26 protein-coding genes and 2 pseudogenes are annotated in these 25,995 nt (G+C 44.0%); 8 read left to right on the top strand and 20 right to left on the bottom strand.

The features are described 5' to 3' along the window. Positions 1 to 4: 4 nt before the first annotated feature. The 6 genes from luxQ to QTN95_RS04955 form a co-directional block, all read right to left on the bottom strand. Positions 5 to 2,557, bottom strand: coding sequence for a quorum-sensing autoinducer 2 sensor kinase/phosphatase LuxQ (gene luxQ / locus QTN95_RS04980; protein WP_331416564.1), 2,553 nt, complete (start codon positions 2,555 to 2,557; stop codon positions 5 to 7). Further along, entirely contained in the window at positions 2,557 to 3,654 is a 1,098-nt protein-coding gene (locus QTN95_RS04975) for an autoinducer 2-binding periplasmic protein LuxP (RefSeq protein ID WP_331416563.1), read from the bottom strand. The genes luxQ and QTN95_RS04975 overlap by 1 nt, the downstream gene beginning before the upstream one ends. Positions 3,655 to 3,802: 148 nt before the next feature. Beyond that, positions 3,803 to 4,960, bottom strand: a complete 1,158-nt coding sequence (locus QTN95_RS04970; protein ID WP_331416645.1) for a conjugal transfer protein TraF — start codon at positions 4,958 to 4,960, stop codon at positions 3,803 to 3,805. Between the two features lie 75 nt (positions 4,961 to 5,035). After that, positions 5,036 to 5,350: a GIY-YIG nuclease family protein gene (locus tag QTN95_RS04965; RefSeq protein ID WP_138970983.1), complete on the bottom strand. Its 315-nt coding sequence runs from the start codon at positions 5,348 to 5,350 to the stop codon at positions 5,036 to 5,038. Beyond that, a complete protein-coding gene (locus QTN95_RS04960; protein WP_331416562.1) occupies positions 5,350 to 6,000 on the bottom strand; it encodes a YceH family protein in 651 nt (216 codons plus the stop codon). Before QTN95_RS04960 ends, QTN95_RS04965 begins: the two co-directional genes overlap by 1 nt. Positions 6,001 to 6,034: 34 nt before the next feature. Beyond that, on the bottom strand, positions 6,035 to 6,229 hold the full coding sequence (locus QTN95_RS04955) for a hypothetical protein (protein WP_138970981.1): 195 nt from the start codon (positions 6,227 to 6,229) through the stop codon (positions 6,035 to 6,037). A 187-nt stretch (positions 6,230 to 6,416) separates the two neighbouring features. Between QTN95_RS04955 and QTN95_RS04950 the strand changes: the two genes are divergently transcribed. Together QTN95_RS04950 and QTN95_RS04945 are read left to right on the top strand one after the other, a co-directional pair. Then, positions 6,417 to 6,734, top strand: coding sequence for a DUF496 family protein (locus QTN95_RS04950; protein ID WP_138970980.1), 318 nt, complete (start codon positions 6,417 to 6,419; stop codon positions 6,732 to 6,734). Between the two features lie 302 nt (positions 6,735 to 7,036). Next, positions 7,037 to 7,282 (top strand): YgjV family protein, encoded by a 246-nt coding sequence (locus QTN95_RS04945; RefSeq protein WP_138970979.1) that lies wholly within the window; start codon positions 7,037 to 7,039, stop codon positions 7,280 to 7,282. Between the two features lie 93 nt (positions 7,283 to 7,375). On the opposite strand, the gene QTN95_RS04940 is transcribed toward QTN95_RS04945, so the two are convergent. Continuing rightward, complete coding sequence (locus tag QTN95_RS04940; RefSeq protein WP_331416561.1) at positions 7,376 to 8,527, bottom strand: HD-GYP domain-containing protein; 1,152 nt, start codon at positions 8,525 to 8,527, stop codon at positions 7,376 to 7,378. A gap of 238 nt (positions 8,528 to 8,765) precedes the next feature. After that, on the bottom strand, positions 8,766 to 9,383 hold the full coding sequence (locus QTN95_RS04935) for an OmpA family protein (protein ID WP_331416560.1): 618 nt from the start codon (positions 9,381 to 9,383) through the stop codon (positions 8,766 to 8,768). A gap of 285 nt (positions 9,384 to 9,668) precedes the next feature. Here QTN95_RS04935 and QTN95_RS04930 point away from each other — a divergent pair, with 285 nt between their 5' ends. Continuing rightward, positions 9,669 to 10,289 carry a thiol:disulfide interchange protein DsbA/DsbL gene (locus QTN95_RS04930; protein ID WP_331416559.1) on the top strand — a complete coding sequence of 207 codons (621 nt, stop codon included), beginning with the start codon at positions 9,669 to 9,671 and terminating at the stop codon, positions 10,287 to 10,289. Positions 10,290 to 10,306: 17 nt separating this feature from the next. Next, a complete protein-coding gene (locus tag QTN95_RS04925) occupies positions 10,307 to 10,780 on the top strand; it encodes an FKBP-type peptidyl-prolyl cis-trans isomerase (protein ID WP_331416558.1) in 474 nt (157 codons plus the stop codon). A gap of 81 nt (positions 10,781 to 10,861) precedes the next feature. On the opposite strand, the gene QTN95_RS04920 is transcribed toward QTN95_RS04925, so the two are convergent. The 5 genes from QTN95_RS04920 to nrdD form a co-directional block, all read right to left on the bottom strand. Continuing rightward, on the bottom strand, positions 10,862 to 11,248 hold the full coding sequence (locus QTN95_RS04920) for an NUDIX hydrolase (RefSeq protein ID WP_138970975.1): 387 nt from the start codon (positions 11,246 to 11,248) through the stop codon (positions 10,862 to 10,864). A gap of 223 nt (positions 11,249 to 11,471) precedes the next feature. Further along, complete coding sequence (locus tag QTN95_RS04915; protein WP_331416557.1) at positions 11,472 to 12,122, bottom strand: putative ATP-dependent zinc protease; 651 nt, start codon at positions 12,120 to 12,122, stop codon at positions 11,472 to 11,474. A gap of 61 nt (positions 12,123 to 12,183) precedes the next feature. Next, a complete protein-coding gene (locus QTN95_RS04910) occupies positions 12,184 to 13,365 on the bottom strand; it encodes an amino acid aminotransferase (protein ID WP_269374844.1) in 1,182 nt (393 codons plus the stop codon). A gap of 157 nt (positions 13,366 to 13,522) precedes the next feature. Then, a complete protein-coding gene (gene nrdG / locus QTN95_RS04905) occupies positions 13,523 to 13,993 on the bottom strand; it encodes an anaerobic ribonucleoside-triphosphate reductase-activating protein (RefSeq protein WP_138970972.1) in 471 nt (156 codons plus the stop codon). 77 nt (positions 13,994 to 14,070) lie between these two features. Beyond that, complete coding sequence (gene nrdD / locus QTN95_RS04900; protein WP_331416556.1) at positions 14,071 to 16,191, bottom strand: anaerobic ribonucleoside-triphosphate reductase; 2,121 nt, start codon at positions 16,189 to 16,191, stop codon at positions 14,071 to 14,073. Positions 16,192 to 16,562: 371 nt separating this feature from the next. On the opposite strand from nrdD, the gene QTN95_RS04895 reads away from it, so the two are divergent. Then, entirely contained in the window at positions 16,563 to 17,375 is an 813-nt protein-coding gene (locus QTN95_RS04895; protein WP_443088851.1) for an endonuclease/exonuclease/phosphatase family protein, read from the top strand. Here QTN95_RS04895 and QTN95_RS04890 read toward each other — a convergent pair whose 3' ends face one another. From QTN95_RS04890 to QTN95_RS04870, 5 genes are read right to left on the bottom strand one after another with little or no spacing between them, the layout of a single operon-like run. Continuing rightward, the gene (locus tag QTN95_RS04890; RefSeq protein ID WP_331416554.1) at positions 17,376 to 18,422 is read right to left on the bottom strand and encodes an efflux RND transporter periplasmic adaptor subunit; all 1,047 of its coding nucleotides are present in this window, start codon (positions 18,420 to 18,422) and stop codon (positions 17,376 to 17,378) included. Continuing rightward, complete coding sequence (locus QTN95_RS04885) at positions 18,419 to 21,727, bottom strand: efflux RND transporter permease subunit (RefSeq protein WP_331416553.1); 3,309 nt, start codon at positions 21,725 to 21,727, stop codon at positions 18,419 to 18,421. Before QTN95_RS04885 ends, QTN95_RS04890 begins: the two co-directional genes overlap by 4 nt. 17 nt (positions 21,728 to 21,744) lie before the next feature. Continuing rightward, positions 21,745 to 22,203, bottom strand: coding sequence for a YeeE/YedE family protein (locus QTN95_RS04880; protein WP_331416552.1), 459 nt, complete (start codon positions 22,201 to 22,203; stop codon positions 21,745 to 21,747). A gap of 10 nt (positions 22,204 to 22,213) precedes the next feature. Continuing rightward, positions 22,214 to 22,636: a YeeE/YedE family protein gene (locus tag QTN95_RS04875; protein WP_138970965.1), complete on the bottom strand. Its 423-nt coding sequence runs from the start codon at positions 22,634 to 22,636 to the stop codon at positions 22,214 to 22,216. 16 nt (positions 22,637 to 22,652) lie between these two features. After that, entirely contained in the window at positions 22,653 to 22,961 is a 309-nt protein-coding gene (locus tag QTN95_RS04870) for an ArsR/SmtB family transcription factor (RefSeq protein WP_269374852.1), read from the bottom strand. Positions 22,962 to 23,126: 165 nt separating this feature from the next. Between QTN95_RS04870 and QTN95_RS04865 the strand changes: the two genes are divergently transcribed. From QTN95_RS04865 to hipB, 3 genes are all read left to right on the top strand, one after another. After that, positions 23,127 to 23,312: a YgaP family membrane protein gene (locus tag QTN95_RS04865; protein ID WP_138970963.1), complete on the top strand. Its 186-nt coding sequence runs from the start codon at positions 23,127 to 23,129 to the stop codon at positions 23,310 to 23,312. A 13-nt stretch (positions 23,313 to 23,325) separates the two neighbouring features. Next, a complete protein-coding gene (locus tag QTN95_RS04860) occupies positions 23,326 to 25,029 on the top strand; it encodes an FAD-dependent oxidoreductase (RefSeq protein WP_331416551.1) in 1,704 nt (567 codons plus the stop codon). A gap of 409 nt (positions 25,030 to 25,438) precedes the next feature. Then, entirely contained in the window at positions 25,439 to 25,627 is a 189-nt protein-coding gene (gene hipB, locus QTN95_RS04855; protein WP_443088850.1) for a type II toxin-antitoxin system antitoxin HipB, read from the top strand. On the opposite strand, the pseudogene QTN95_RS04850 reads toward hipB, so the two are convergent. Further along, positions 25,597 to 25,860: pseudogene (locus tag QTN95_RS04850) on the bottom strand (GDP-mannose 4,6-dehydratase); the annotation flags it as partial. The gene hipB and the pseudogene QTN95_RS04850 overlap by 31 nt on opposite strands. Before the next feature lies 1 nt (position 25,861). Beyond that, a pseudogene (locus tag QTN95_RS04845) lies at positions 25,862 to 25,995 on the bottom strand (IS630 family transposase); the annotation flags it as partial.

The raw sequence follows: 25,995 nt of genomic DNA, 5'->3' as shown, positions 1-25,995 counted from the left end.
AATACTATTTCACTTTCGCGTAGTAGTTCTCTTTGAAGTGAATGAATGCTTTGTTTAGCGCGATTTCTTTAATCGGTTTAACTATCACGTAGTTTGCCCCAACCGCTAGAAAGGCTTGCTTGGTTTCCTGCATGCCATCGGCCGTACATGCGTAAATAGGCACAGTAAGCTTTAAGTCCTTACGAATGATCTCCGTCGCTTCGATACCGCCAAGATTGGGGAGCTGATTGTCCATTAGGACCATAGCCACACTGGGATCTGAGCGCAAAAATTCAATTGCATGAACACCATCTTTAACCCATGAAACCGTCATTCCATATTTTTCACAAAATGCTTTCGCGATAAAAGCGTTGGTGTTGTTGTCTTCCACCAGCAAAACATGCAGTGACTCAGGGAACAAGGTTGAGGGTTCTTCAGCAAGGGCGCTTTTCTCTACATTGATCAACTCATTGCTACCGACTTTTAGCGGTATTTTAACGATAAGCTTCGTCCCAACATCGACTTCACTCTCTAGCTGAATATCTCCGTCCATAATGGTGACAAGACTTTGCACAATCGCCAAACCTAGGCCGCTGCCACCATACTCACGCGTCGTGTTTGATTCTGCTTGTACAAAAGGTTCGAATATATGCGCTATGCGCAGTTGATCAATCCCGATCCCAGTATCCGATACCTCTAATTTGAGTAAACACCCAGAGTCAGTCTGTTCACAGTCTAACTCGACTCGGACACTGCCATAATGAGTAAACTTGACTGCGTTGCTAACCAGATTAAAAATAATCTGATTGAGACGTACCTGATCACTGTGTGCCCATCGGTCTTGAGGGATCTTATTTACAACGTCGAAGGCGACCTCTTTTTTATCCAGTAACGGCTTGAAGATTCTTTCTACCGTTGTTGTCAGCTCAGCCAAGCGGAAAGGCGCGCTTTCGATATGGAACTGCCCCTGCTCTATCTTTGAAAAATCGAGTATGTCGTTCAATACCGCCAATAGGTGCTCACCACTGTTGCATAGAACTTCAATGTGCTCTATGTCTCTTTGGTCAACCATTTTATCTTTGAGTAACTGGGATACACCAAGAATACCGTTGAGCGGTGTCCGTAACTCATGGCTCATTTTAGCGAGGAAGTCCGCCCTCATGCGCGCTGACTCTTCTGCTTCTTCACGTGCAGCTTGACTCTGCTTTTCTGCTTCAATGAAGCTGGTGATATCCTGACCTTGCGCCATGATCTGCGAGACGCTGTTGTCTCTCATAATAGGAGATAAGTTCCAACGAAAGGTTTTGTTGGCAATAGCGGTGTTGATGCCTGTCAGGGTTGCACCTTGAGCACACATCATAATGTGCGGCTTCAAGCTGGAAATCAGTTGATCTTGCGCGCCATGGGTACGAAAACACCTTTCAGCCGACGGGTTAAAGCGCTCTAACTCACCTTCAACGTTCCATAACGTCACAGGTGACAAAGAGAAGTTAAACAAATCAGCAAACTGCTTTTCTTGATCATTAAGTCGTTTAAATGAACGTTGAAATGACTGGCCTATTTGATGAAACTCTTGAATAGACGACCCTTCAAATTCGATAAGCTTTTGTTCCTGAATCGAAGCATCTGTATAGGTCATCAAAGAACGTAACTCTTTTGAGACTCTTTTACCGAGCCAGATTCGAGTGTAGATGGCGATACAGATGATCAATCCAGCCGTGATCGCCAACCAAACATAATAACTCCGAACAAAATGGACAATGTGTTCGTTATCCTGAACCGTATAAATTGAGAGAAAAGTCGGCACGTTATTAATGGTGAGATCCGTTCTAGAAACAGTAAAACCGCTCGAATCAAGCTCGTCAGGCGATTGCGCTAACCATTGAGTTTGTTTATCGTCGCCATCCTTGTCACTCGCCGAAATCACCTCAGAACCTACCGCTAACAGCACCTGATCCGCATTACTGCCTTGAGCAAGTGCATAAACAATCGAGAAATTGTTGTTAAGAACAATACCAACGAAAAGATTCCCGACCACTTCCCCAGACTCTAAATCGACAATAGAGGAACGCCTTAACATAAGGTATCTCATTCCCATCACTGAAGGGGTCTGCGAAATATGCCAATCAAAACCCGTAGTCACATCTTGTGTAATATGCAGCAACTGCTGCGTTGAAATTCCATAGAACTCAAAATTCGCGTCATCCCAAATAAGTTGGTCATGACTCATAATGTAGCGAAAGTCAGGTGTAATGTCTGGAGAAAGCTGATCCATACTATTGAAGAATAGATCGAGGGATTGAGCATCTTTACTTACCAAACCTTCTAGCAAGACCGGATTTCGGCTATAGCTATCTTGTTGTATCTCAATCGACTTGACTCGAAAGTTAAAAATTTCCTGAACCAAGCTCTGCGTTTGCTGCTTAGTACGAGCAACCTCTTGCGATACAACATCTCGGTTAACCTGGTAGTTTTGCAAAACCATAACCACAATTAGCCCACCAATAACAAGAAAGATCGAGTTGGTTAATAACGTGGCTAATCGGCTCTTACCAGCCTGTCCGAATAATCTTGCCATTATTGATCAGAATACCTAAATGCTCGCTGCTTGAGCTTCTCGATCTTGCTTGGGCTATCATTGCTCGTCACAAGCTCAAAATCACCGGAATATGTATGTGGCACACTTCTTCCCTCGAGATCCCACTTAATCGCTTCTGCCATCGCGACTCCGGTATCATCATTCATGCGCATCGCCGTCACTTGAAGTTGACCGTTGGCAATGGCTTCCAATTCAGCGGTTCCCCCACCCCAACCATTCAGCATGATATCATTGCGGTTTAAGTCTTTAAGCGCATCAGCGGCTCCCAAAGCGACATCTGTCGAACATGCATAGATGAAATCTAGATTTTTATCTTTCTCTAATGCTGATTTCGCAGCAAGGTACCCAGACTCTCGTGTCGCTTTGGTATAAAAAGAAGAGGATAATTGGTAACTGTCATGATGGCTCATCTCTTCGATGAAAGTATCTCCGCGCGCATCACTCACGTAACCTTCCGAGAAATAGAGCACGGAATAACGACTCTCTTTCGGGATGACTGACTTGTAGTATTCTTGTATCACGCGAGTCCCTTTTATATGGTCAAATCCCACATACATGAAGGGCTGCTGTTGATCCCAAGCTCTTACCGGAGTAGTAATATTTTGTAGAATCAATTTCGTATCTGTTGAACTCAGCACATGCTCAATAAACTTTCTATGGCGTGTGGTATCGAGAGTAAAAATCAGGTAGTCGGATTTATTTTGGATTGCTTCAAGCAGCGACAAGCTCTGTTGTCTAACATCGATATTTGGACGAGTAAATACTTGATTAATACTGTATCTGATGCCCAGGTTTTCTAATCGCATTTCAAACGCTTTGATGTTTCGAATCCAGTAATCTGAAATCTGCTGCCCGGGATAAACCACAGAAATTGAAATTGGCTTTACTTGCTTGACTGCGAGAGGAACGGGATAACGGCGAACTTCTTCGCTCAATGCGTCCGTCAATTGTCGTTGCAGAGGATGCGAATCGAGATATTCATCGTATTGCCAATAGCCGTTTAGAACCTGCGTAGTGTGAGCCATTGAAGTTGCTGAATACAAAGCGAATAAAGAAAGAAGTTTATACTTACACATGCCATTTTCTCTTTTGACTAGCTAGCTGAGCATAATAATTTGAATCGTTATATTTCAATTATAATTCATTATTATCAATGAAACCGAGCTCAATTATTAGCCTTCAAGCCATTAATTTTACTCGGTTTTTCATTATGCCGTATAGTGTCTAGAACGTAAAAGACAAATTGCCCGACAGACCAAATTGGTTGTCTCCTGCATAGCTACCAGCAAAGTCGAGACTGACAAGATCTCCTGGACTGAAACCAATCCCCGCAGTGAAGGAGTTATCCAAAGTATCTTGAATATCCACCTGGTAACCCGCACGGAGCTGCGCCCAGCCAAATGCATTTCCTTCAACACCAAAACGTAAAAATTGGGTGTCGTCGTTAAGATCGGTGAAACGTTTCTGTTTGGTTAGATCCCAGTCTACCGTCGCAACAAAATAGTCCATGCTATAAGACCCAGAAACCGTCACCTGTGTGTTGAGCTTATAAGTACTGACACCGCTAACATCTAACGTATTGATCTCTTTAGAAAACAGGTCTTTCACCGCCACACCAAATCGGTATTGGTCATAAAACCAAACCCCACCAAGATCTAAGTTGAAATAGTTCTCGTTGGTTTCACTTTTGTCATAGTCACTGATATCGAAACTCTCAACAGAAAGACTTTGCTTGTAGGTACGCAGTTGTTGGTACTTTGGCGTGATACCCAAAGCAACATCCTGACCTTGGATGGCCATACGTTTCGCCAGAGCAACACCAAACTCAGTATAACCAAAGGCAATCATATCGACGTTGGAGTTATTGTAACGCGCTTCTACTGCTGCTGGGGTATCACCACTATTGGCCGCGATTTCGGGTGTCGCGACGATCTCCGCATAGCCGCGCGTAAAGATGTTAGCTGAAAGCGTGCTGATAGGGAGTGCGACGGCGATACCCACCCCCACGCTTACCGCAAGTGGTTTATCATCCGCTAGCTGTGTAAGATAGCTATTTAACTTTGCTGATGTTGTCGCATCTGGACTCCCCGATGCTTCAAACGCTTTAATCGTATCTTGAAGGCTATCTATCGTATCTAATGATTCCTCAGTGTCTCTCACTGTCGCCCCTATTGCGGGCACCAGTAAACCAAAGTCATCACTATCGCGGTAAACGGCGGCTAAAGCCGGGTTATAGAACGGAGCCAACACATAATCAGCACTGGTCACCCCTGTATTCCCCATACCATTGCCTCTGCCATCAGGAGAGACCGTTGCCGCTTGAGCGGTACAAGCCCAAATGATTGAGCCCACTGCCAAAGATATTTTACCTAATTGATTCATATCCATATCAACCTTTTTCATTAGTCATAAACAAGATTAATACATCTGGGGAATTTTGTAGGAATAACGAATAATTTATGCGTTATCAATACATCGTTCTATCACATATTCACCTGAAACAATTTGTTCTTTTTTCGCTTTAGATAACTGCTTGATTCGGTATTCTATTTTTGACGCTTCGCTTCTCGAAGTGCCTATGTATTGGTGCCATTCGAGCTTGAGAGGACCTTTACCTTTAAGTGCTTTTGCTCCGGTTCCATTGCAATGTTGCCGAAACCTACGCTCAAGGTCGGTTGTGATACCACAATAAAGGGCATTGTTAGACATTCGGATTAAGTAAACATACCAATCCGAATGTAATTTTAAAGAGGGGGTGAGCAATGAGCTCATTAGGCACAAAGCTGTTCAACCAGAGCCTTCAACTCTGCGACTTCTGATCTCAGTTCTTGAACTTCTAACTCTAGCTGGCTGATTCGATCATTATTCACGGCTGGTGACTGAGCGGTTGCGGCTAATGACTCAACGTCAACTTCACCACTAAATAGGTGCATATAGCGTGATTCACGCTTGCCTGCCTCACGCGGAAGCTTAACCACTAACGCTCCATCTTCGCGCGCAGCCATACTATCCAAAACGGCCTCTACCTCTTTAACATCAGCAAAGTCTGCAAGACGGTTGGTACGGGTTCTGATCTCACCTGGCGTTTGTGCACCGCGTAGAAGCATACAGCATACAATCCCTTTTTCCTGTTTGGTCAGTTTAAGGTCACCAAATTCTGTATTGCAAAAACGGTGTTGAAACTTACTCGCACGGCTATTGAAGCCACTTTCATCACTGACTAAACGGCGTGCGATAAGGCCATCCACAGCTTGTTGAACTTCAACATCAGTCAGTGACATAACAGGCTCGCGATTGCTTTTTTGGTTACAAGCAGTCGTCAGGCTGTTCAATGTCAATGGGTAGTAGTCCGGTGTTGTGACCTCTTTTTCGATCAGGCATCCGATCACACGAGTTTCTACTGGGGATAGCTCTATATTCATACCTTTTCCTTACAATGTTGTTGCAAACGCTCTTCTAGTGCTCAGCGAGGATAGGAACTTTTCTTATTTTTCCGTTCTCATCGATCATCACTATTTTACTTCGGTTGAGCTCGATCTCTGTCACCTCTTGCCGAGTGCGTTCATGCTTATATGCTTTGACTAATCGACTAGCCCGCCCTGGCGATGGCTCTATTGTCTCACTAGGCATAATAATTTCGGACGTGCGCATTTATTACATCGTACCTTGCCACAGAATATGGAAATCATATATCGAACCACAAGCAGGCTCAATCGTCTGCCGATAGATTGGCGATAAAACCGTCAGCACACTGTAATGATTGATCTTAGGACTGTTAACCCACTAGATGTTATGATTTAATCATTGACAGTTTTTCAAAATATTAGGAAAGGGACCTATGAGTGGTGTATTTGAAATCGTAGCTCAAGCACGTCGAAAAAATAAGCTAAAACGCGAGCTTATTGATAACGAAAAGAAAGTTCGTGACAACCGTAAGCGTGTCGATCTTCTAGAAAACCTACTTGACTACATCAAGGCAGATATGAGCAACGAAGAAATCGTTGGTATCATTAAGAACATGAAAGCGGACTACGAAGATCGCGTTGATGACCATATCATCAAAAGCGCTGAAATCTCGAAAGAGCGTCGTGACATTAGCCGCCGTATCCGCGAACTGACTGAAGAAGACAAAATCATTCAAGGTAAGAAAAAGTAGCCAACGGCTAGTCGCCAAATTAGCCAAGCCTGCACACCCTGTGCAGGCTTTTTCTTTGTAAGGTATTTCCCATTATCAACCAACAACTTTGGTTATCACTTTTGACGAAAATGCGTAAAACGTTTGCGTAATCGCTAACCTTCTCCGTTCCCTTTTTTGGGGCTTCCATCACACATTTAGCCCTGTTATATTTCATCTCAGTTAATCATTTAGACCATTCGAGGCATGGAGCTTCCTCACTTATCTCAAGAAGAGAAGAATTGGTACCGACAACGTTCGGCAAAAATTAAGAGGGTCAAATTATGGATATGGTTGAAATTTTAGGTTACGCAGCGTCTATCATGGTTGCTATTTCACTAACAATGAAAGACATCGTGCGCCTTCGTGTCCTTAATTTCATCGGCTGTGCGCTGTTCACTGCATACGGTTTGATGATTGATGCATGGCCAGTAGTAGTAACAAACGGTTTCATTGCCTGCGTTAACGTCTACTTCCTAGCTAAGATGCAAAGCGAAAAAAAAAGCGACGCTGTTAAAAGCGCAGCCTAGCCGACTGTAGAAAGATTTGAAAAAGCCCTTGATGTTTTATCATCAAGGGCTTTTTATTTACTTAGGTTTCGCCGCTATAAGTGCCTATTAGCATCAGCTTGCAATCAGCTCTCGACTCTCAATTTTATCCAAATACTTAGAACGGATTTCCATAAACTGATCCAAATTGGCAAGCAATACATCGACGCACATCGGATCAAACATCTTCCCTTTTTGAAACTTAATGTATTCAATGACTTCGCTGAGTTCCCACGCCGGCTTGTAAGCTCGTTTACTCAGAAGTGCATCAAACACATCCGCCAAAGTAACAATACGTGCTTCAAGCGGTATGCTGTCAGATCTCAACGCGTCAGGTAGACCTTTGCCGTTAAAGCACTCATGGTGATGTCTGACGATGTTTTTGATGAATTGAATTTCACCTTCAGAAACTGTCTTAGTTCCTGACAACTGAACCACTTCATCAATGATTTCTTCGCCGTAGATAGTGTGATTATTCATGACCGCCCGCTCTTCCGGTGTGAAGCGTCTATCGCTGTATAGAATATCGTCTGGAATCATATATTTGCCAATATCATGAAAAGGCGCGTAGAGACGAATACGGTGAATAAATTGGTGGCTAATTTCACTCAAGCTTTTTGATAAAAAGCGCGCAAGTAACTCACTATACATACCCATACGGGTTAAATGCTCTTTGGTTTCGGGATCTCTGGCATGGCCCATTTTCAGCGCAATTTCCAACGAAGCTTGAAAGTGTCGCTGGCTTTCGAATAATTGTATAAATTGGTTTGCCACTACTTGAGCAAGGTAGGCAAAATCTCGTTCGACATCACATTGGGCAAAGAATCCCGTCTCCTTGGCATTAAAAAAGATAAAACCGATCGTTTTCCCTTGATACGAAATGGGGTAAGTGTAGCTGCTTCTATGACCCAAACGGATCAGTTCGCGAATACGATCCGTCTGAAGCATTTTACGTAAATCACTGATTATTCTTACATTTGCAGTGTAAGAAATGCTGGTTAAGGAGGAGTTATCACGGAGCTCATGCTGCTCAAAGTCATAACGCCCCACATCGGCCATAGTATCTTTAACATAGTAGTTCGAGACGCTGTTTTCACCCATTAACGCAACGGAAAAGCGGGACATTTGCGAGTATGAATCGAGTACGTGTTCATAGATGCTGTCAAGCTTGGGGATGAGGGAAAGATCTTGAGCAGCAATGTGATTTAAAAGCGAATAGTTGAACATACAGCAAAGTAGCCTTTATTTTTCTGATAAATTCTTGGAACAACATCTCATATTAGAGAGTCAACCTATCAGACATTTAACACTACGCTAACCTAAAACTACTCAAAGTTAGAAATTCATCATAAAGTTTATGGTTATTACACCGTTACATTGCAAAATAGTTGATACAGAACAACACCCATATCTATCAAGCACGTAGAAAACGCGCTTCAAGTCATTGATAAATTAACAAGTTTAATCAGTTAGTTGAAACAATAAACAGCACTTCAACACGGCGATTACACGCTTTACCTTCTTTAGTTCTGTTACTACATGCGGGCACATATTCACCATAGCCACGAGTGTAAATTGAATCCATCGCGACCCTGTTACTAACAAGCTGCTGTTTGACTGCATTTGCTCGCTTCATTGACAAGCTTTCATTAAAGCTTGGCGCACCTGTGCTATCAGCATGCCCGTCAATAACAATGTCGATACTCGGTTGTGTTGCCAAGTAGCTTCCCATCATATCCAGCCAATATTTTGAATCAGAAGCGACTCGAGACGAGCCTGTATTGAATTTTATCGTGTCTTTAAGACGCACCATAACATGATTACCCGTCAATATTTCGTAATCGATACCATTGCTGACCAGGAAGTTCTGTAAATCACTATAGCTCTGAGTGCGTTGTTGCCCCATTGGACCGCGAACTCCAGAAGTTGACATAACAGGCTGTGAGCCCCACTCAGGGTAGCGAACATCAAAATCCGACTTTGGCGCGCTGTCCAACAAGTTATCATCCCAAAATGCCATCTCGTCCGTCATGCTGCTACAGCCTGACACTAGGAGAATAAGGGGTAATATAATTTGCTTCATGAGTCCACCGTGAGTTCCGTTACGCTACATAATCTGTATCGGCAAAAATGAATAATCTTTAGCCCTTTTCAGACAATTTTTATCTCGATATTTACAATTATATAAACAGCTGAATGCAGGGAGCGCATTATTCATCGTTAGAAATACTTTATTCACCCAATTCTGTCATCGAATGGTTTCGCTTCTCAATTTGAATCAGTAAAATCATCCTACTTTTTAACTCACATAGATATCGCGCTGGTGTCACTCATCAATTTCGACACCGTCACGATTCGAGATATCATCATGAAAAAACTCGCAACCTTTGCTTTTATTGCTCTTTCTGCACTTCTAGTCGGCTGCAGCGAAAATTCTGGTCCCGTGGAAGGAAAGCAGTATGAACAACTTCCAGTCAACTTAGCGACATTTCGTTTGCCACCAGTTACCGAGGTATTTTCACTCAACTGCGGTCATTGCCGCCAGATGGAAAATGAGATGCCAACCATTGAGAAACTCACTGGTCAGTCGGTCGGTAAAGTTCACGTAACGTTTAATGAGAGCGCACAAATTGGTGCAATGATCTACTACGCGGCTGAAATGCAATTAGGCAAAAAACCCGATCATGAGATGATGAACGAGATGTTTGCTGCAACTCAAATGGGAGATGGTGCAACACTTACAGATAAGAAGAACGCCCTCGACCAAGTCTTCCATAGCCGTGGGTTAACCAGTCCTTATGACTTTGATGAACAGCAACAAAAACAATTGTTTGCTGCAATGCAAGTCGCTGATGACATCACAACCCAAGGTCAGATCAACGCCGTCCCTACTTTCATTGTTAATGGTAAATATCAAGTTATAACCAGCGGTCACCAAGATGTGGCAAGCATTGCTGAAACCATTAACTTCTTGCTTCAACAACCTTAATTCTACGGAAAGAAACTATGTCTAAAATCATCTTCCCTATCGTTGTTTTCATTCTTGCGGCATTTTTCATCTACCGCACTTGGACAAACCACAAAGCGAGTGAAGAAAACTTTGCTGCTGGACAAGCATTTCTCCTCGAGAACGCGAAGCGCGATAATATCATCATGACTGAAAGTGGTTTGCAATACGAGGTTTTGCATAAAGGCGAAGGCACTGAACATCCAACAGTAACTAACACAGTGAAAGTTCATTACCATGGCACGCTTATCGATGGTACGGTGTTTGACAGCTCAGTTGACCGCGGTGAACCAATCAGCTTTAAATTGAATCAAGTGATCAAAGGCTGGCAGGAAGGTCTAACTTACATGACGGTAGGCGATAAGTTCCGCTTATACATCCCTAGCCCACTTGCTTACGGCAAAAATGGCACTGGTCCTATCCCGCCTGCGGCGAGTTTGATTTTCGATGTCGAGCTGCTAGAAATTCAATAGAATCGTCAAAATACGCAAAGCCAACGGACATCCGTTGGCTTTTTGCTATCCGCACAAAATTCGTCTATTAATGCAACCGAATTAAGCGTAATTAACCAGATGACGCTGAATAAAGTCAACATCAGCAGAATAGAAATCAGAGAGAGGCAATTCACTTGGCGATAACCAGTGAAAAGTCTGTTGACGCTCGCTGCCGACAGCCGTCGGCTCATGCTCATCCGTGGCACTAAAAATGGCGTAGTAAATACGTCCACCAAAATCATTTATGCCACTGAAAGTTGCCGTGTGAGTCACACCATCAATTTTTGTCTCTTCGTAAAGTTCACGAGCTGCAGCGTCAGTGCCTGATTCATTTTTATTGACTGCACCACCTGGAAACTCGAAAACCATGCCTTTTGATGTTCTAAATCTTTCCTGAACCAACACTTTGCCATTTTTCATAACGATAGCCATAGACAAGTGCTTCATATGACAACTCCTTTCAAATGTTTGTTTAATGCTTCGCTCTATCGTACAGAGATGTTGTTCTTTTAAGGGTTCAATAGTAGCGAGCACACTGCTGACTTTTCGGCCAGATATTAACTCAATGTTAATTATGATGCTGATTCATTAAACAAAAACATGATCTAGAGAGATAAAAAAACCAGCACATAATCCTAGTGCTGGTCTTAATATTGGTCCATTAGATAAATTATTTGTGCTTATCTTGAATGTATTTTTTGCTGACATCGACAACGGCAACATCTTTAAAAAAGCTACGTCCGAGTAATAGTGGGAACGTTAAGTGGGTGCGATCGGCCAGAGTAAATTCTGTTTTCTCTTTCAACTCGCCCACTTGAATCCATGCTTCCACAACCGCGCGCTCGTGGCTACCATCGGCACTTGATTGGCGGATCTTAACCCAGCGTTGAACAGGCAGAGCAATTTCTTTGCTCTTGATACCTTCATGCTCGATCTTGAATTTGACCCAATCTTTACCATCGCGCTCAAAAGGAACAATATCGATTGCACTGATAGAAGAGGTTGTCGCTCCGGTATCTACGCGCGCTTTGAAATTGGCATCTAAGCCCGGAACATAGACCCACTCTTCTTCGCCCAGCAACAATTTACCATCAGAGGTTTTTTTCGGTTTTAATTCAACGACAGGTTGTTGAGGTTTTACGACTGGCGCAACTGGCTTTTCAATTTCTTGCTTCGGCTCTTCGATTTGCGGTTTTTCAACCTTGGGTTCTTCAATCTGTGGTTTTTGCTCGGGTTCTACAGGAGGTTGTCCCGTTGTCGAACAAGCGATTAAACCGCCACTTAGCATAAATGGAATTAGTGCTTTCCACGTATTATTCATTCGGTCACCTAATTTTGACAAACTGCTGTGTTAAAAGGGGCGCAAACTCGCCCCAAAACACTTATGAAACGTTCACAATCGCTTCGGCTACGTAAGGAATGTCCTTCTCAGTTAAACCTGCGATGTTGATCCGACCATCGCCTACTCCATAAATTCCATATTGTTCACGGAGTTGCATCATTTGGTCTTGGCTAAAGCCTAGCACAGTAAACATGCCTTTGTGGCTCTCAATAAAATCGAATTGTGAAGTATTGTGGCTATTTCTCAATTCATGACACAAAGTCTGACGAAGGTTTAACAATCGTTGCTGCATTTCACTTAACTCTTGCTTCCAAACTGCGGTTAGCTCCTGATTTTGCAAGATAGTTTTGACTAATGCTGCACCGTGATCGGGTGGCATGGTATAAGTTGCACGAGCCAGAGTGAGAAGCTTACCTTTCGCATTACTGACATCTTCGACCGACTTACCAACCACGATTGCAGCACCGGTACGTTCACGGTAAAGACCAAAATTCTTCGAACATGAGGTGGTAATCAGCATTTCTTCCACGTTGTTAGCCATGTGGCGAAGACCTTGTGCGTCTTGCTCTAGACCATCACCAAATCCTTGGTAAGCAATATCAACAAAGGGAATAAATCCATTTTTCTGTGACAACTCTGTAATCGCTTTCCAAGCATCGAAATTGATGTCGGCACCTGTTGGGTTATGGCAACAACCATGAAGTAAAACCACATCTTCTGGACCCGCTTGTGCAAGATCATCCATCATACGAGCAACATCAACTTGCTTAGTTTCAGGACTAAAATAGCTGTAGTGCTTAACTTTAAGACCTGCCGCTTCCATTACTGGTCGGTGGTTGACATAACTAGGATTGGAAATCCAAACCGTCGTATTTGGCTGGGCTACCCTCATCAGGTCACCCAACATACGTAGTGCACCGCTTGCACCCGGAGTCTGGATTGCAGCAACACGATCCATCGCTGAAGTGCCTTTAAGTAACAAGTCAATCATTGACTGGTTAAACTCTTCACACCCCGCCAAACCAACGTAAGATTTCGTTTTTTGTGTGGCGACAACAATGTCTTGTGCCTGAGAAATCGCTTTCATTACTGGCGTTTCACCAGCACTGTTTTTATACACGCCAATGCCAAGATCAACTTTTTCGGCGCGTGGATCGTTGCGGTAAGCAACGGATAAAGAAAGAATAGGATCCAATGTAGGAGTCGGTAAATGAGAGAACATGAAAGTCACAACCCTTTGAAATTCAAGTAACGGCCTTCAAGTTAACATCTAATTTATAAATCTAGAAATAAAATTTCAGCGCTAAAGTGCAAAACAGGATAAAAATCCGAATCATTTAACATTTATTTAACTTTCGCCCTTTTTGCAGCAAATTCTACTAGTCGATTTTAAAGCGGTGAATAATCTGATTCGAACTCCCCCGCCACTCAAGGTTAAGATCGCGTTTGTCCTGTTCAAACTTACCATCAATCAGAGTGTCGATATATTGGACCACTTCACGTTGCGCATCATCAAGCTCTGCCAATGTGTAACCAGTCCATACCCAGATATCTTTATTTGGACACTCCTCTCGTACTCGTTTAACCAGTTTGAGTATATGAGGTACATTGGCCGGATGAAGTGGATCTCCCCCCGACAACGATAACCCACGGCGTTTGATACGCGTATCGTTGAGATCAGCAATGATTTGATCTTCTGCCTGCTGAGTAAACAGGATACCCGAATCCAAACGTTGAGTAGACTGATTGTAACAACCGCGACACTGATGCACACAACCAGAGACAAACAGCGTACAACGCGTGCCTGGACCATTTACAACGTCTATGGGGTAATATTGGTGGTAATTCATACTTTACTCATTCAAACAAATTGAGCCCAGTTTTGGGCTCAATGTTACTTGTTAGTGTTGCAATTCAACTACCCGATTTATAGGTGCTTGACGCGACGTTTAACTTCTTCTTGTTTACCGAAGTTAAACGGACGTGCATCTGGGCTACCTAGATAGCCGCACACACGACGTGTCACAGATACCTTAGTCGAGTCATGGTTCCCACAGCTCGGGCAAGTGAAGCCTTTACTGGTACAGTCGAACTCACCATTGTAGCCACACTCATAACACTCATCGATTGGCGTATTTGTTCCGTAATAAGGTACGCGGCTGTAACTGTAATCCCAGACGTTTTCTAACGCTTCAATATTGCGTTGCATGTTCGGGAATTCGCCATAACAAATGAAACCACCACTCGAGATTTGTGGGTAAGGCATTTCAAAATCAATCTTGTCGTAAGGGTTAACCTTTTTCTCCACATCGAGGTGGAAACTATTGGTGTAGTAACCTTTATCTGTCACACCTTTGATAACACCAAACTCTTTAGTATCAATACGACAGAAACGGCTGCACAGGTTCTCACTTGGTGTACCGTATAGGCTGTAGCCATAACCAGACTCTTCTGCCCACTGATTCACTTTGTCTTTTAGATACTTGACGATATCCACCGCTTTCTGACGCAGTTCAGCATCGTCATAGACGTGTGTTTCATCACCAAACAAGGCATTGATCGTTTCGTGAATACCGATGTAACCGAGAGAAATCGATGCACGGCCGTTTTTGAAGATGTTGGCAATCGGTTCGTCAGCTTTTAGTCGCACACCACAAGCCCCTTCCATATAAAGAATCGGTGCTACCCGTGCTTTGACATTTTCTAGACGTGAAATTCGAGTCTCTAGCGCGCGACGAGCCAGATCCAGTCTTTCATCCAATAGCTTGTAGAACTGGCGCTCATCACGGTTGGCAGCAATCGCAATTCGCGGCAAGTTAAGGCTTACCACGCCTAAGTTGTTGCGTCCTTCATGGACTAACTCGCCATTCTCTTGGTAGGTACCCAAGAAGCTACGACAACCCATAGGCGTCTTAAATGACCCCGTAATCTCTACCACTTTGTCGTAGTTGAGAATATCTGGATACATGCGTTTCGAAGCACACTCCAGCGCCAACTGCTTGATATCGTAGTTTGGATCTTCAGACTTGTGGTTTAACCCATCTTTAATGCCAAACACTAGCTTTGGAAACACAGCCGTTTTACGATTTTTACCTAGACCCGCAATACGATTTTTCAAAATTGACTGCTGAATTAATCGTGACGCCCAACTTGTACCCAGACCGAAGCCAAAGGTCACAAATGGCGTTTGGCCGTTTGCTGTATGGAGTGTGTTAACTTCATACTCTAGTGATTGGAACGCGTCATAACACTCTTTCTCTGTACGAGCGGAGGCAAACGCTTCAGGATTGGGAATATCCCACTCTTTGGCGATCTCCAAATGCTTGTGATAACTGGTCATCACATAAGGCTCTAGAACTTCATCAATGCGGTTGATGGTTGTTCCGCCATAGATATGACTGGCGACCTGAGCAATGATCTGCGCCGTTACCGCAGTTGCAGTCGAAATGGATTTCGGTGTGTCTATCTCAGCATTACCCATTTTGAAACCGTGTGTCAGCATGCCTTGTAAATCAATCAGCATGCAGTTAAACATCGGGAAAAACGGCGCGTAATCTAAGTCATGGTAGTGAATATCGCCCATCTCATGAGCCTGAACAATATCACGTGGTAAAATGTGCGTCTTGGCATAATGCTTCGCAACAATACCCGCTAATAGGTCGCGCTGAGTTGGAATGACCTTACCGTCTTTGTTGGCGTTTTCGTTGATTAGATCAACGTTACTCTCTTCGATAAGACCTTCAATTTCACGCGTCAACGTGCTCTGCTTCTCACGTGCGATATCACGATCATGACGATACTCGATGTATGAACGTGCCAAAGACTTATAAGGCCCTTGCATCAACTCATTTTCTACTCGGGTCTGGATTTCGTGGATGTGGACTTCATCGTGATCTTTTAGCTGAAGCTCTACCGCTAACGCAACATTCAGTGCGTATAATGCGATTTCTTGGTCTACGTGCTCGGCTGCTGATTCCACTGCAGCTTGAATGCGATCCCTGCTAAACGGAGCTCTTGAGCCATCACGCTTGATTACGATTGGTTTCACCTTTTCTCCTTACCCCAGCATACCCACAGACTTATCCACAAATACACTATATAGGGCGATTTCTTGTTCGACTAACACTATATATTGTGGTGTATTTAACGAGATGAGGGAGGCAAAAGTATTGATCTTGATCAATAAAAGAAGAGCCTCGCTCAAGATCAAATCGATCTTAGTGGGGTTGATCTCAGATACGAATAAAATGATGAAAATTGCAAAAATGCTACTAAATCTACTTGCAATTTTATGACCTCTTATAGGATAAAGGCTGCAACTCTGTTCATGAATTAAATCCTATGATAGCCCCTAAAACGTGGTCAAATTTTGCGTCACTCCTGTTGGTCTTTTCACTTCCTGCTGTGTCAGCACCACAGATGACGTTTTCAACATGGAATTTTGAATGGCTAAGCAGCCAGCCATCACCAGAGTTTTCCGCATCGCAGAGAAGCAACGCGGACTATCAGCTACTAAACCGTCACTTTATCTACATCAATAGTGATGTCGTCGCGTTTCAGGAAGTGAGCGATGCGCAAGTATTGACCAAGGTCATTGGCTCAAAATATCAAACGTTCTTTTCTGAGCGAAGTGAACACAGCAACCAGCGTCACCAATTCGATAGCATCAATCAATACACTGGCTTTGCGGTTAGAAAAGGAATTAAAGTGGCTAACGCCAAAGACCTTCGTCTTGATAACGCTAACAACAGTAAACTGCGTTTCGCTAGTTACATCATCATTGAGCCAACAAGCAATCAACCGCTTCATGCGCTTTCCGTTCATCTGAAAGCAGGGTGTTCAGGTCGATTTAATAACAGCCAAGCGTGCCAAACACTCAAGGGACAAGGGCAAGCTCTCAATGACTGGATAAGGCTTCGTGAGTCCAAACAAGAAGCCTATATCATCCTTGGGGATTTTAACCACAACATGGGTTATCAAAATGATTGGTTATGGAAAGGTATCTCAGACCAGACTCGCGCATCACTGGCATCAAAAGCCAGTCGGGCGGATTGTAAAGTGAAGTCACGCAACAACCCGAATAAGACCCACCAATTTCGCTCACTCATCGATCATATCATTGTGAGTGACACGCTAGCCGCATCGACACCCAAGCAAAATGTGTTTGCGATCAGCGATGTGATCAACCATCAACTCAGCGACCATTGCCCTCTGAGCACTGAAATTCATTAGCTACAAATCACGGGGATTAAGTAGTACAACATCCCCTTCAACAAGCCCTTTTCGCACTCGGAAGTCATCCCCCAATTGGACAAGTCGAGTGTGAACTATCCCCTCTTCGACCACTTTAACGTAGTCTAGTTGACCGACTTGATAGATAGCAGCAGCCGGGACTTTAAGTACTTTTTCACTGCCTAGAACAACAGATACTCGGGCAAAATTGCCTGGATAGAGTGTATGTTCGGTGTCGAAACCCAATCTGATTAGGTAACTGCGCGACCCGCTATCCGCCGCTGGCGCAATTTCATTGATGTTTGCATCTAGCACCAACTGGTAAGTCGGGATCTCAACCGCTAACGTCGCGCCTATCGACAAAACAGGCATGACTGATTCGGCAACATCCGCTTCAACGATGAGTGAGTCTGGATTATACATCGACAGCAACGCCATACCTGGTGTTGCTGTGTCACCCAAGTTAATCGGTTTGTGGGTAATGACACCATCAAAAGGTGCCGTAATTACGCTGAAACCAAACGTTGTTTCTGCTTCTGAAACAGCCGCTCGCGCCTGCTCCAAATTCGCTATTGCCGTCTTTAACGTACTCTCAGCCTGATCGAATTGCGCTTGCGGTACCAATTTCTTGTTCAGAAGCTCTTTGATTCGCGCATATTCTTTACGCGCTGCATTTAACTGCGCTTGTGAAGATGACAAGCTTTGCTCTGTCTGCCTGACTCGCGCATTAAGGTCATCACTTTCTAATCTCAGCAACACGTCTCCTTTACGCACTGGCTGACCCACTTCAACCAGCACTTCGACAACCGTTGCCGTTAATCTCGCGGCTATCGTCGCTTTTTGATCCGCGACGACGGTTCCCGGAAACTGTCGCATTACACGTTCTTCGGTAGCAACCAAAGTGACAACTGGCTGTGTTTGATTGACTGCATCGCGTGTTTGCATTTGAGTAGAGACTTTAGGTGTGAACACGCCTGCCATGTAGAGGAAGACCAATGCAAGTCCGGCGAAGAGAACGGTTCCTAATAAAAGTTTACGATTGATCATTGTTCATCCTCCAATACAGGAAGTCCATGGCCCTGTTTATTCTGATAAGCGAGGTTATAGACCACTGGAATAACCAGTAGCGTAAATATCGTTGAAGCGGTAATACCAAAAATAATTGCCCATGCTAATCCATTGAATATTGGATCGAGAGTAATAACGATGTTACCCAGTAACGTAGTACCCGCTGTTAGTAATATCGGTCTCATCCTAACTGCACCCGATTGAAGTAGAGCATTGTTTAACGATTCGCCGCGAGCCAAGGATTGCTGAATAAACTCAATGAGAACAAGAGAGTTACGCACCACAATACCCGCCAATGCAATCATTCCGATCATCGCGGTTGCCGTAAATAGTGCCGGGTCTGGATAACCATTTATGCCGCTCGACAAGCTATTTAATAGCCAAAATCCCGGCATGATACCAATCACGGTTAACGGTATAGCAAGCATAATAATGCCAGAGACAGCAGGCAGCCCCGTCTGAATTAGCATCACAACAAACACGCCTAGCAAAGCCGCACCATATGCGATTCCGAGGTCACGAAAAACATCAACCGTGATTTTCCATTCCCCTTCTCCGCTCCAGACCACATGGATATTATCGTCCAACTGCCAATTTTGGCCTGAACCGTTACTAAAATAAGTACGATTGCTCCAGTCGGTAAACTCACGTTCACTATGCCTATTTTGATCTGCAATAACGTCAGCAACGATCTCTCCAGGAACACGGCCAACTGACTCTGCATAGACATACACCACAGGTTTGAGGTTCTTGTGATAAATAGGACTATCCACCGCTCTTTTTACAAACTCACCCAGCTCCGATAACTGAACTAAAGGCTGTGGTGCATCACTGAACGTACCTTGAATGGACACTTTCACCACCCCTGCTTGCCCACGAACATAGAGTTGCAACAAGCTGTCTAAAGAATCACGCTCACCTCTTGGTAGACGAATTTCTATCGGCAGAGCCGCTACTTCCTGTGCACTTGCCAGATAACCGAGTATTTGCCCTTTATTGGCCGCCGTTATGGTGGCGTTGATATCTTGGACTGAAATGCCTGAAAGCGCTGCTTTCTCCTGATCAACAATAAACTGCCAAGTCTCCAGTTGCTTCTGAACACTGGTGTCGACCTCTGATACAAAGGCTTCGCTTCTGAGTCTCTGCGCAACAATGTCTGCCTGCGTAATCAATTCTTGGTAGCTTGTCTGCTCATTTCCATACACTTCCGCCGTGATGGTCGCTATCACCGGAGGGCCTGGCGGTACTTCGGCTAACTGTATCTCTGCGTCTTGTTTTCGTGCAATGGACTCCAAATCCTCCCTGAGTCGCGTAACAATTTGGTGTGATTGCATTGAGCGGCTATGTTTTTCTACCAGTACCACTCTCAACTCACCTTGATACGGTTCACTACGCATAAAGTAATGACGAACCATGCCATTAAAGTCCATCGGAGACGCTAATCCCGCAAACCCCGAGACTGACTCGACTTCTGGTACTTGTAACAAATAATCTGCGAATACGCGCAATGCATTTGAAGTGTCAGCAAAACTGGCGGACTCCGGCATGTTCAACACCAGTTGAAACTCATTCTTATTGTCATAAGGCAAAAGTTTAAGCGGAACGAGACGCAAAGCAGGTAAGGTTGCCGCGGCAAAAAACAAGATCGCTACTAAGCCTAAGAACAACCACGCCTTCTGACGACTGGCAAGCAGAGGCGTCAAAACTCTCGCGTAAAGTTTGTATAGCGAGGAATTTTCTATGTGGTAATGGTCTTGTTGTTTGGTCGCTTTAAGAAGTTTTTTGGCTAACCAAGGGGTAATAAAGAACGCGACGATAGTACTGAATATAACACTGATAGGAACATTGAATGCCAACGGTGCCATGTAAGGCCCCATCATTCCGGTTATAAAAAACATCGGGGTAAAGACAATCACAATCGCGACCGTGGACATTAAAAGTGCACTGCGAATCTCTGCCATCGCTGCCACAATGGCCTTGGAACGAGACAAGTCTTTTCGTTTTAAAAAACGTTCAATATTGTCAATGCTCGCGATCGGGTCGTCGACAATCAAACCCAACGCCAAAATCAGTGCAAACAGGGTAACGCGGTTAATTGAGTAGCCAAACAGCAAATCCATTCCCAACGCCGCCCCATAGCTAATAGGGATAGCAATACCCACCACAAGTGCACTACGCCAGTTAAGGAACAGACCGACAAATACCACCACGGTAACGATTGAAACTCCTAAGCTAGAGACCAGGTTAGACACCTTATCGTCAGCGGTCTGACCATAGTTCCTAATAATATCGACCTTAACTTCGCTGGGAAATTGCTCGTCTTGAAGCAAGTCAAATCTATCAACTATTGATTGAGCCACATCGACCGCATTCGATCCTTTTTGCTTCGCGACAGAGATAAACACCGCTGGATACTCAGTTGCGGTTTCTGAAGAGATATACCAAGTGTCGGTTGCCGCTTCAGAAGCCCCATCAACGACAGAGGCAATATCGCGCAAGTAGACAGGTTTATTGTTGACGACTGCAATGACAAGATCCTGGATATCTTGCGCAGATTTAAACAACTGACCGGACTCGAGTTGGAACTGCTGCCCTGCTATTTGCACCGCGCCTGCTTGGGATTTGGTATGACTTACGCTCAGTGCATAGTTCAAATCGCTCACTGTGACACCAAAGTTAGCCATGGCAAGTGAATCAAGCTCGATGTGAATCTTTCTCGACTCACCACCAATAACGGCAACGCTGTTGGTCAAAGGCAGGGCTTTAATACCCAGAGTCGCTTGGTCAGCAATTCGACGCAGTTGATAGCGGTCAACCTTGTCTGCATCAGTCGAATAGATCGCAGCAACGACGATAGGCACATCATCAATTTCAATCGGCTTGACTAACCAGCGGCTTACCGAAGGGGGAATACGATCTTGGTTTGAATAGAGCTTATTATACAGTTTGACTAGCGCCGCTTCACGTGGCTCACCGACGTAAAACCTAACGATGACCTGTGCCGCCCCCTCCATTGATGCAGAGTAAACATATTCGACACCGTCAATCTGACTTAGGAGTTTTTCCAAGGGCTCAGTGACTTGATTTTCAACCTGCTGGGCGCTGAGTCCAGGTGCAGAAATCAATACGTCCGCCATCGGAACAACAATTTGCGGGTCTTCCTCTTTTGGCGTCAGCCATAATGCAGCCGCTCCAACTACCAATAACATAAAAATCAATATTGCTGGGAAGAAGCTATTCATTACAGAATGAATCACACCATCCTTGGTTGCCGCACGTTCCATGTCTCCTCCAATGGATCCTAGCTGGATCTCACAATACGTGACTGGTTATTGCTCTTGTCGAATATGACTTTCGCCAGCAGCGAGCCAACGACCATAGCACAGAAGAAAATCACAATAGATAGATTTCCTAGACCGAGACTTGCAACCGCAGGACCTGGACAGATGCCCGCGATTCCCCAGCCAAGGCCAAACAGTGCCGAACCAGAAATCAATTTTGAATCAACGTTTTTTGCTCTAGGCAAACTATATTCGCATCCGGTAACAGATGCTTTACGAGGTTTGATCACTAGAAAATAGCACGGCATAAAAATAAGCAATGCTCCGCCCATCACAAATGCCAAACTTGGGTCCCATTGTCCTGCAACATCCAGAAAACCAATCACCTTTTGCGGTTCAATCATTCCCGACAGCGCCATACCAACGCCAAACAATAGACCACTAATCAATGCAGATAAACGAAATAACAAAGTGTTCATCAAACCGCCTTTATTGGAAAACATGTAAACGGAAATACACGGTTACACCAGCAACCAACATAAAAACACAGGTGGCAATGATTGAGCGCTTCGATAAGCGTCCAATGCCACAGATACCGTGTCCACTAGTACAGCCATTCGCCATACGTGTACCTAACCCCACTAATAAACCCGCAGAAATCAGTAGAGAGAGAGAAATGCCTTCGGTTACTGGGACTTCAACGCCAAGCAGAACTACACTCAGTAGTCCGCCTAACACCATGCCGGTGAAAAACAGCAGACGCCATGAAAATTCACCGCTTCGTGGGCTGATCAAACCATTTATCACACCACTAATTCCGGCCACTTTGCCGTTAAAAAGCATCAACAGAGTCGCAGAGACTCCGAGCAACATTCCACCAAATAACGAGTGCCAAGGAACAACTTCTAACATCGAAATGATTACCTTCTTATTTACAAAAAACGCTATGTAAGCTCAGGATTAACGGTTCCACACGTGGATCCGCAAGTGAATAAAAAACCTGTTGTGAGGATTTGCGTGCCTGAATCAGGTCATGCTTGCGTAACACAGTCAGGTGCTGAGAAAACGCGGATTGACTTAGAGCAGAACTTTGCTGCAACTGTCCTACACCCACCTCACCTTGAATCAATTGGCAAAGCACCATTAAACGCTCAGGATGCGCCATCACTTTAAGTAGATCAGCAGCCTGAGTTGCGTTGTCCTGCATGTCTGCGATGTTCATTGCTTGTGTAGCCATGATTTGCCTCTTTATTGATTACATCTCTAGATATTACGCAAATATTAAAATTAGTCAATTCTAATTTAGCAGTAATAAAATTAGATAAATTAACATTAGACTTTTCTAATTGAACAATCTATATTGAACCTAATTCGATTTAATCGGTAACAAGGAAACTCGATTATGACAATGGAAAATGCGATTCGCGTACTAGCAGGAAGTATGGTTTTATTGTCGGTGCTACTTACTTTCACAGTCAGTAGTCACTTTGTATGGTTAACCGTTTTTGTCGGCGTAAATTTGATTCAAAGTGCCTTTACTGGTATCTGCCCAGCGGTTTTCATTTTGAAAAAGTTTGGCTTTCGTTAACTGAGGTTTATTAATGACTAAGATTTTAATTGTCGGCGGTGTGGCTGGCGGCGCATCTGCGGCAGCTCGTGCTCGTCGCTTGAGTGAAGAGGCCGAAATCATCATGTTTGAACGCGGCCCGTTTGTTTCATTTGCAAATTGTGGTCTTCCCTACCATATTGGCGGCGATATTAAAGAGCGCAGTAAGCTTCTCTTGCAAACTCCAGAAAGCTTTTTAGCTCGATTTAACGTTGATGTTCGTGTTATGAACGAAGTCATATCTATCGACCGACACAACAAGCAGGTTACGGTTAAGAACCTACTGGATGGTAGTGAGTATACGGAAAGCTACGACTTCTTGCTCCTTAGCCCAGGCGCAGGCCCTATCGTTCCGCCAATCCCTGGTATTGATAACCCGCTGACGCACTCGCTGCGTAACATTCCTGATATGGATCGCATCATGCAAACCATCCAGATGAACAAGCCAGAGCACGCAACCGTTGTTGGTGGTGGATTCATCGGTCTAGAAATGATGGAAGCCTTCCACCAATTGGGAATTAAAACCACCCTGATTGAGATGGCAGATCAGGTGATGACACCTGTCGACCGTGAAATGGCGGGCTTTGCACACGCTGAAATTCGTCAAAAAGGCATCGATTTAAAACTGGGCGTTGCGCTTCAAGCGGTTGAGTATATACCAAATCAACATATTGCTAGCTTTAGCTCTGGCGAAGACACTGAGCACCAACATGTCGAAGGTGAACTCAACCTGACCCTTAATAACGGTGATTCGTTAACCACTGATATCTTGATTATGGCTATCGGTGTGCGTCCTGAGACTAAGTTAGCAAAAGAAGCAGGACTTCAAATTGGTCAATTAGGTGGTATCTACACCAATGAAATGATGCAGACAAGCGATCCTAGCATCTACGCTGTAGGTGATGCAGTCGAAGAAAAAGACTTTGTCACGGGTGCACAAACTCTAGTTCCACTTGCTGGCCCTGCTAACCGTCAAGGTCGTATGGCTGCCGACAACATGCTCGGACGCAGTGAAACTTACCAAGGCACACAAGGCACGGCTATCTGTAAGATTTTTGACCTCGCGGTTGCTTCAACGGGCAAAAACGAGAAACAACTTAAACGTGATGGTGTTGAGTACGAAAAGGTCTACGTTCATACCGCTAGCCATGCAAGTTACTACCCAGGTGCTGAGATTGTCTCATTCAAGATGTTGTTCGATCCAAAAACAGGCAAGATCTTTGGTGCGCAAGCGGTAGGCAAAGATGGTGTCGACAAACGCATTGATGTAATGGCTGTAGCGCAACGTGCAGGTATGACGGTTGAACAGCTTCAACACCTTGAGCTGACTTATGCACCACCGTATGGTTCTGCAAAAGACGTAATTAACCAAGCGGCTTTCGTTGCCACCAACATCATCAAAGGCGATGCTACACCGATCCATTTTGATGAAATTGACAAACTGTCGGAAAGTCAGGTGTTGCTTGATGTACGTAATCCTGGTGAATTGGAGTCTGTAGGGTTTATTGAAGGCGCGATTAACATTCCAGTAGACCAACTCCGTCAACGTATGGATGAACTACCAAAAGATAAAGAGATCGTGATTTACTGTCAGGTAGGTTTACGAGGTAACGTTGCGTACCGTCAATTGGTTAATGCGGGATTTAAAGCGAAGAATCTAATTGGCGGCTATAAAACCTACATTACCTCACAATTATAGCAATTGGTTCGCCGAGTGTTCAGTAGACACTGATCACTCGGCACTATTTTTATAAGCAACTTACACTAATTGGCTGTCATTCAAACGTACTAAATGTGTAAAAATATTCAGGTTTCTATACATAATTTCATGCATTGCAATATGTAACGTACGTTCTGATTTAGTCGTATTGCTATCAATTTGCAAGATGGAACGGTATGTATGGTTAAACGCAAGACGTAGACACCTTCAATCAATGCATTTTCCTACTCAACCTACTGTGTCACCTACATAGTTTTATGCCTATGTATGACTCTGCATCATCGGTTCTTAATTCATCTCAAGTTTTGCAGTAACTGCTATTAATGGGAACTATAAGCTATCTATCCCTGCCAAGGGATAGATGTAAAAGCGTTTTTTGGAGTCATCTATGATTTACAATCCTGCACAACTCGCAAATCAGTTAAAGCTCATTAGAACAAGAGACAGCATCACTCAAGCTGAACTGGCTAAACGAGTGGGTATAAAGCAATCAACACTATCGAATTTTGAAAATCATCCAGACACAACACAACTTAAAAGTAACTATTCACCTACTGCTTTTAATCCCGCAAAATGAATCACAGCCTGAATGTCATATTTTCTAAAAATGTTATCCAGAAACACTTCATCACGAATATCACCTTGATAAAAATATGGTAACTGACCTGTTATCGATTTAATGCGAGTCAACACTTCAATCTTAGCGTTACATAAATTATCGATAATGATGGGTTGCATTCCAGCATTAATCATTTGAACGCAGGTATGACTACCAATATATCCAATCCCACCTGTGACTAAATAGCTGATCCTAATTATGCTTCACTTTTTGTACTCCATGACCACCGCTGGGAAACGATGAAATGTTATCCATAAAGTTTCGAACCCGTTTTAATAGTTGCCACATTGCTTTGCATTGATGATTCCGAGTTACTGTTTCATGTA

Source organism: Vibrio sp. M260112 (assembly GCF_036533775.1).
Taxonomy (GTDB): Bacteria; Pseudomonadota; Gammaproteobacteria; order Enterobacterales; family Vibrionaceae; genus Vibrio.
The sequence above is the reverse complement of the archived record's forward strand: the minus strand, read 5'-3'. Positions and strand labels throughout refer to the sequence as shown.